5 protein-coding genes are annotated in these 6,478 nt (G+C 60.0%); 2 read left to right on the top strand and 3 right to left on the bottom strand.

The window, feature by feature from the left end; genetic code table 11:
* Window positions 1–54: 54 nt before the first annotated feature.
* Window positions 55–1,002, bottom strand: coding sequence for a glutathione S-transferase family protein (locus tag ACTG3T_RS10490; RefSeq protein WP_439102221.1), 948 nt, complete (start codon window positions 1,000–1,002; stop codon window positions 55–57).
* A 122-nt stretch (window positions 1,003–1,124) separates the two neighbouring features.
* Here ACTG3T_RS10490 and metC point away from each other — a divergent pair, with 122 nt between their 5' ends.
* Window positions 1,125–2,348 (top strand): cystathionine beta-lyase, encoded by a 1,224-nt coding sequence (metC, locus tag ACTG3T_RS10485; protein WP_439102220.1) that lies wholly within the window; start codon window positions 1,125–1,127, stop codon window positions 2,346–2,348.
* Here the strand turns inward: metC and ACTG3T_RS10480 are convergent.
* Window positions 2,345–3,100, bottom strand: a complete 756-nt coding sequence (locus tag ACTG3T_RS10480) for a creatininase family protein (RefSeq protein ID WP_439102219.1) — start codon at window positions 3,098–3,100, stop codon at window positions 2,345–2,347. The genes metC and ACTG3T_RS10480 overlap by 4 nt on opposite strands.
* Window positions 3,101–3,208: 108 nt before the next feature.
* Window positions 3,209–5,077, bottom strand: coding sequence for a lipid A export permease/ATP-binding protein MsbA (msbA, locus tag ACTG3T_RS10475; protein ID WP_439102218.1), 1,869 nt, complete (start codon window positions 5,075–5,077; stop codon window positions 3,209–3,211).
* Window positions 5,078–5,156: 79 nt separating this feature from the next.
* Between msbA and ACTG3T_RS10470 the strand changes: the two genes are divergently transcribed.
* Window positions 5,157–6,443 (top strand): amidohydrolase, encoded by a 1,287-nt coding sequence (locus ACTG3T_RS10470; RefSeq protein ID WP_439102217.1) that lies wholly within the window; start codon window positions 5,157–5,159, stop codon window positions 6,441–6,443.
* Window positions 6,444–6,478 lie beyond the last annotated feature (35 nt).

Genomic DNA, 6,478 nt, shown 5'->3' with positions numbered 1-6,478 from the left:
CTCTCGGTAGCGCCTTGAATGCATCAAACTGTTCGCGGGTAGGGTCGATATGCTTCATTGCTTGTCTCCTGCAGGGGATATTTCAAAGCCGTAGCGGGGGAAGTGTACTTGTAAGTGGCCGGCCCTTTCGTCCTCCCGGGCGACAACAATAACCTGGTCATCGACGTGAACAAGCGCGCCGCTCACCGCCTGAAAACCGTAGTCCGTGGGCAGGACGCTGACCACTGCACCCTGATCAATGCCCAGTGCCGGATCTATCTGGGGGTTCTCCATCTTCCCGGGGTCACTACTCTTCGCGATTGCGATGGCATCCTCGCTGCTGATGGTATTTGCCACGGGCGCCGTGCTGAAGTCGCGCATGCGCTCAAGCCACGCGTCTACCTTTGTAAACCCCTCAAAGTAGGAGCGCAGAACTTCCTGGCGGTGCACAAACCAGCACAGATGCCAGGTGGAGAAATCCAGAATGTCCGGCGTATCGCCGCCTAAAAAGTTCTGACAGCCAAGGCTTTGATCCATGGCGCGCAGGTGCTCGCGAAACACCGCTTCCGCGCGGGGCAGCGGCACAGCTAGGCCCGGACTACCCTCGGTGAAGGCCGCGCGGTCTTTCACAAAGGCCTCGGCGGCGCCGGGGTCTTTAAAGCGAGGGTTGGCCGCCAGCGCCGCGGGCTGGAAAACCAGGCCGACACAGACGCGGAAAAACTCGCTGTCGGTCCAACGTGCCGCTGCGACTGCCTGCGCCACGCCCGGAGCACGAAAGACAGGGTTTTCCGGGCTGTGGTCTTCAATAACTTCGGCAATCAGTGCCGTGTCGCAGTAGATGTCCGCGCCCCGTTGCATAACCGGTGTTCGGCGGTAGCCGCCGGTTAATGCAATGAGGTCCGGCTTTGGCATGATTGCCGGTATGTCGACGCTCTGATAACTCAGACGCTTAAAGCCGAAAATGGCGCGGATTTTCTCCGAGAAAGGGGAGTCCGCATATTGGTGGAGGATAAGCTCACTCATGGGCTGGTTCTCTTGAAAACCTTACTGTCGCAGACACCCGTTTTGTCGTCCAGTGACACTGGTGGAACCCCGTGGGGCAGTGCTAGCCTCTGCCTCGTCTTCCATACGTCGTGAGCGCTGCTGTGAATAAAAATGAGACGAGAGGTTCCACCCCTGATACACCGGATGCACGGCACCTGAATACCCGCATCGTGCACGCCGGTCGTCCTGACCCTCGCGTGGTCAACGGCCCTGTTTTTCACGCCTCGACGGTACTGTTTCAGGATTACGCAGAACTCAAGGCGCGGGAAGCGGCTCCCCTGGATCGTGACCACATGTATTACGGGCGCATGGGTACCCCCACCACCCGAGCTCTGGAAGATGCCGTGTGTGAGCTCGACAACAGCGTGGGGGCGGTGCTCGCTACCTCGGGCACGGCCTCCATCGCGAGCATCCTCAACTGTTATCTGTCCCCCGGAGATCATCTGCTCATGGTGGATAGCGTTTATGGTCCCACGCGGAAGTTTTGCGTGGGCAGTCTGGCCCGCCGGGGTGTGCGCACGACGTTCTACGACCCCCTGATGCATGATTCCCTGGAGTCGCTCATTGAGGATAGTACCCGTATGATCTTTATGGAATCCCCGGGATCCGCCACCTTTGAGATTCAGGACGTGCCGGCGATTGTCGCGGTCGCGAAGAAACACAGCTTGCTCACGGCTATCGATAACACCTGGGCTACCCCTCTGCTGTTTAATCCCCTGGACTTCGGTGTGGATCTGGCGATGCAATCGGGCACCAAATACCTCAACGGGCATGCGGACTGTCTCTTCGGTGTCACCACGACGCGAAGCCCGGAGCTGTATACCCAGCTTCACCATCACACCCTCGCTCACGGCATGCACCTGGCCCCCGATGATGCCAACCTGGCGCTCCGGGGTATGCGGACGCTGGCGGTGCGCATGGGCGTCCATGATCAGGGTGCCCGCCGAGTTGCCGGCTGGCTTGAGAGCCAGCCCCGGGTGACGCGCTTACTGCACCCGGCCTGGAAATCCTGCCCCGGGCACGATATTTTTGAGCGGGATTTTCAGGGGGCTAACGGGCTTTTTGCCATGGTCGTGAAGCGGGAGACTGAGGAGGCCTTGGCCGCTTTCGTCGACGCTTTGCAGCTTTTTGGCGTGGGTTTTTCCTGGGGCGGTTTTGAGAGCCTCTGTTTGCCCATGGAAGCCACCCGCAACCTGGCCAGTGTTCCTCTGACTGAAGAGGAGACGCTGGTCCGCTTGCATATCGGACTGGAGCACCCCGAGGACCTCATTGCTGATCTGGCGCAGGGATTTGCGGCCATGGACGCCGTGACCGCGCCGTCCTAAACCCGGACACTGGCGAAAGCGAGGAACTCCTCACGGAGGGCCTGGGCCGCGGTGGCAATGATTTCTTCGCCGGCAGCAACGGTCGCCTGGGTGGGATCAGAGCCAATGCGGCCATCGGCATAGCGACGGCGATAGTCGTCCGCGTCGCTGAAGCCACCGCTGGGCGCCACCTTGGGATTCAGTTCCAGGGTCCGGACCTGCTCGGGGTAGGCCGCATAGGTCACCGCGACCTCCGAGGCCGTGGCATGGGAGCCCTCATTCCTTGGATGGAGCCGCTGGCAGGTGCTCATCACGCCCGGCAACTCCCACCAGTTGCGTTGCTTCATTTGCAATGCCGGTATGTTTGAATCTGCTCCAGCAAAACTGCGCTCCGCATAAACCTCCGCGAAGGCTGCGGCGATGGTAGCCACGTTGCCCCCGTGACCATTGATCCAGTAGATACGCTCAAAGCCATGACGGCGCAGGGACGTGCTCCAGTCTGCGATGGCAGCAATCATTGTGCTGGGTCTGAGGGTCATACTGCCGGGAAACCCCAGATGATGCTGTGCACAACCGACACTGAAGGTAGGGCCGATGAGTATGTCCGGGTCCTCGGCGGCCGCGGCTTCGGCAATCACCGTGGGACAGATGGCATCAGTGCCGATGAGCCCCGTGGGACCATGCTGCTCCATGGATCCGATGGGCAGGAGAATGCTGCGACTGCGCTCGAGATAGGCTTCGACGTCACACCAGGTGGAGAGGGCCATTAACATGTCTTACTCCTTTAAAGAGTTCTGCGATTGCGCCGGGGAGGGGCTACCTGTCCTGAGTGCCGCGCTCAACTGCGCCGGTGTCCATGGCCAGCAGCACCTGAAGAGCTTTCATCCCTGAAGCTGCTGTTGGTATAGCTGCGCGTACAGCCCCTGCTGTGCCAGCAGTTCTCCGTGGGTGCCCAACTCAACCACGGTGCCCTGATCCATAACGGCAATGCGGTCGACCTGCTCCACGGTAGACAGGCGGTGCGCAATGATAATAGCCGTGCGTCCCCTGAGGATGCGGCCCAAGGCCTGCTGTATCAGCGTTTCGCTTTCGGCGTCCTGTGCAGAAGTGGCTTCATCGAGTATGAGAATCGGTGCGTCCTTGAGAAATGCCCGGGCGAGAGCCAGGCGCTGACGCTGTCCGCCGGAGAAGTCGTCGCCTTCTTCCCGGAGAATCGTGTCCAGACCTGCGGGGAGACGCTGAACAAAATCCAGCGCATTGGCCTGCGAAAGGGCTCCATTGATAGCCTCGTCATTGGCACCGGCCAGATCGCCGTAGGCAATATTGTCCCGCACGCTCGCGGCAAACAGCGTGGTGTGCTGGCTCACGAAGGCGATTTGCCGCCGCAAATCGGATAGCCCCAGGGATTCCATGGGTTCGCCGTCCAGCAAAAGGGTGCCTTCGGGCGATGGGTACTGTGCTGCCAGTAGATTCACCAGGGTTGTTTTCCCGGAGCCCGAGCGCCCTACCAGCGCCAGGGTTTCGCCGGGCATGATATTCAGAGAAATATCGTGGAGGGTGTCGTTGTCCGAGCCGGGATAACGAAAATGCAGCTTGCGCAGGCTAAACGCGCCTTCCGTGACGCCCAGTAAAGCTTTTCCTGAGGGATTCTCAGGCCTCTGGTCCAGGACTTCGAATACGCTCTCCGCAGCGGCGATGCCTTTTTGAATACGAGCATTCACCTGGGTCAGTTGACGGAGGGGTTTCGCTACCAGGCTCGCGGCGGTGATATAAGCGAGAAACTGCCCCGCGTCCATGGTCCCGCGGAGCGCCGGGTCCAGTCCAAACCAGAAAAGGACCGCAAGGGCGGTGTAGGTCAGCCATTGGATGATAGGCGTGCTGATTTCATTGACCCGCGCGAGCTTCAGGTCCTGGCGCAGGGCGTAACGGCTACGCTCTTCAAAACGCGCGTTCTCTGCGGCGCCGCCACCGTAGCCGCGGACCACAGGAAAGCCGCGGATCGCCTCTGCGGCAACCCGCGTAATGCCCCCCATGGAATCCTGAATGCGACGACTGTATTTCTTGAACTGTGAGGAGGCGAGACTGATGATGCCGCCGATCACGGGTGCCAACACCACAAACAGCAGTGACAACTTCCAGTTGAGATAGAAGATATAGCTCAGCAGCGCGATCACCGTAAGCCCCTCGCGCACGATCACTTTGATGGCAGTGGAGGCCGCGGCCGCCACCTGCTCAATATTGAAGGTGATCAGGGATATGAGCTCGGCCGAGTTGCGCTGGGCCAAATAGGCAGCAGGCAGATTGTTGATGTGGGCAAAAACATCCAGGCGCAGCTGATTGACGACGTGCCGGGCAACATAGGTGATGTAATAGCTGCCAAGGTAAGAGCCGATGCCGCGCACGGTCACAATGGCGACGAGTGCAAGGGGCAAAAACACCCGCACGTTCTCGGCCTGATTCAATCCGAGTTTTTGTTCCCAGCTGCGGAGGCTGTCCGATGCCATGATGCCTGCATTCCCCAGGGGGCTGCCGTCGAAGGCGGCGGGCAGGTACTGCATAAGGCCGGCGAAGGCGGATTGGGTTAGCGCGTACAGTACAAATCCCAGCATGCTGACCACAAATGCGGGCCACAGGGGGCGCACATAGCGGAGCAGGCGACCATAGGTCTTAAGACCATTCTCCGGTTGCGACGGTAAAGGCTGTTCCGTGTCTTTTGGCAAGGGTGCTGACTGACTAAAGGAAACCATCATTGTACGGGATGCGTGTCGGTGGGGCATCTACACCGCCGGACTTTGCTAGACTGGATTTTTCAAATTGAGAGGGCTCCTCATGCGTCGAATTCTTCCCCTGACTTTGTGTACCGCGCTGTGCACGTCAGCGTTGCAGGCCGCAAGCTTTGACGAGCTTGCCTACTACAAGTATCTCCACGAAAACCCTGAGCTGTCCTTTCAGGAAGAGCAGACCGCGGCAACGCTGGCCGGGACGCTGACCGACGCAGGGTTCACTGTCACCGAAGGCGTGGGCGGCCATGGACTGGTCGCCATGCTGGAAAACGGTGAGGGCCCGGTACTGATGGTGCGCGCCGACATGGATGGCCTGCCCGTGAAAGAAGATACCGGCTTGCCCTATGCCAGCACTGCGCGGGCGACAGAGATGAATGGCCAGGATGTATCTGTCATGCATGCCTGTGGGCACGATGTGCATATGACCGTTGTCATGGCGGCGGCTCTGGAGCTTCTGGAGCGCCGTGATGAGTGGCAGGGCACGCTGATGGTGATCATGCAGCCGGCGGAGGAGCGCGGAGCGGGCGCCCGGGATATGCTCGCAGACGGCCTCTTTGAGCGATTCCCCCAGCCGGATTACAACCTGTCGGTGCACACTATCGCTACGCTGCCAGCGGGGCAGATCGGTTATATCTCGGGCTGGATGATGGCCAATGTCGATAGCGTGGACATCACGCTCCATGGGGTCGGGGGGCACGGAGCCTATCCGCACACTGCAAAAGACCCGGTGGTTCTGGCCGCGGCCGTGATTATGGACCTGCAAACCCTGGTGTCGCGATCCATACACCCCGCTGAACCGGGCGTGGTAACCGTGGGTTCCATCCATGCCGGCACCAAGCATAATATTATTTCTGACAAAGCCGTTCTTGAGCTGACAGTGCGTTCCTACTCCGACGAGGTTCGCGAAACACTGCTGTCAGGCATCGAGCGCATAGCGGTGAAACAGGCGGAAGCTCTGGGCTTCCCCGAGGACAAGACGCCGGAAGTAGTGGTGAAGGATGAATACACGCCGGCTCTCTGGAATGACCCCGAGCTGGTGAAGCGGGGCGTTGCCGCTATGCGCGCCGAGCTCGGCGATGCGGCGCTCAAGGAGATCCCCAAAGAGATGGGTGGCGAGGATTTCTCCCGCTACGGACGCACCGATGCAAAGATACCGTCTTTTATGATTCGTGTGGGTACCGTTCCGGAGCCCCTGTGGAACAAGGCCCAGCGTGGGGAAGCGCGTTTGCCTTCGCTGCACTCCGCCTTCTTTGCGCCGGATCCCGAGCCTACGCTTGAGACCGGGAGGCGCGCCATCACGGCGATGGCCCTGGATTTACTTTCTGTGCCCTGATAAATCCCGACCAAACCCGGGACGCAAGCCTCGTC

This window comes from Congregibacter sp. (genome assembly GCF_965660375.1).
Taxonomy (GTDB): Bacteria; Pseudomonadota; Gammaproteobacteria; order Pseudomonadales; family Halieaceae; genus Congregibacter.
This window is presented reverse-complemented; position numbering and strand designations above follow the sequence as displayed.